Origin of the sequence: Burkholderia sp. Ax-1720, assembly GCF_011753035.1 — a bacterium.
GTDB classification, from domain to species: Bacteria; Pseudomonadota; Gammaproteobacteria; order Burkholderiales; family Burkholderiaceae; genus Burkholderia; species Burkholderia gladioli.
Window position 1 is genome coordinate 1 of sequence record NZ_VWWK01000469.1, and the last position, 763, is coordinate 763.

Annotated in this window: 1 protein-coding gene and 1 pseudogene; both read left to right on the top strand. The window is 71.4% G+C overall.

Going from position 1 to position 763, the window contains the following annotated elements; translation table 11 throughout:
• Positions 1-479, top strand: a 479-nt coding sequence (gene sctP, locus F3J18_RS37715; RefSeq protein WP_166917236.1) for a type III secretion system protein SctP, incomplete at its 5' end; no start/stop codon positions are given.
• 13 nt (positions 480-492) lie between these two features.
• Positions 493-763: pseudogene (locus tag F3J18_RS37720) on the top strand (YscQ/HrcQ family type III secretion apparatus protein); the annotation flags it as partial.

A 763-nucleotide genomic window follows, 5' to 3' on the forward strand; every position in this document is an offset into this window, starting at 1 on the left:
AGGCCGAGATCGCGCTGTATTTCGATCCGCGCTACGCGCCGGGCGCCGGCGAGGAGGCGCTGCCCGAGCCGGCCGCGGCCCTGCCGCTGGCGGCGGGCGCGGCGGCCGAGGATCTCGACACCTTGTCGGCCCGCGTGGAGCGCGCCGCCGTGCCGGTGGTGTCGGCCGTCTACATGCAGCAGCAGCAGTACCTGCAGGTGCTGGGCGTGCTGACGCGCGAGATCGCCGCCTTCTGTGGCGATCCTGCGATCGCAAATGCCGGCAACTGGGAGGCGCAGATGACGCTGGATCCCGCGCTGCTGCCGCATACCAGGCTGTCTCTGTCGCTTTCGCGTTTCAGTCTCCTGCTTCGGTTCGATGCGCAGGACCCGGCCGCCCGGGACTTACTCTTGACGCACAGCACGATGCTCCAGCGCGAACTCGCCGATACGCTGCGCGCCTGGGGCGAAGTCCGCGACATCGAACTCACCGTCTGGTAACCCTTTCCCCCGCATGGCCGACATCCTTCTCAGCGCGACGGACAGCGACGACGACGCGAGCGATCCTTCCGCTCGCGCGGCGGGCGCGCCCGTGCCCGCCGCGTTCGGGACGGCGGGGGCGCAGGTCGAGGCTTCGTGGCAGCGGCAACAGCCCGATGATCAAACGGCGGGCGGCGAAGCGCCTGCCGAGGTCGATGCCGTGCCTCCCGCCGCGCCGATCGCGCGCGCCGTGCCGCGCCGCATCGACACCAGCCTCGCGCGCCTCTCGCAGACCGTGCACGACA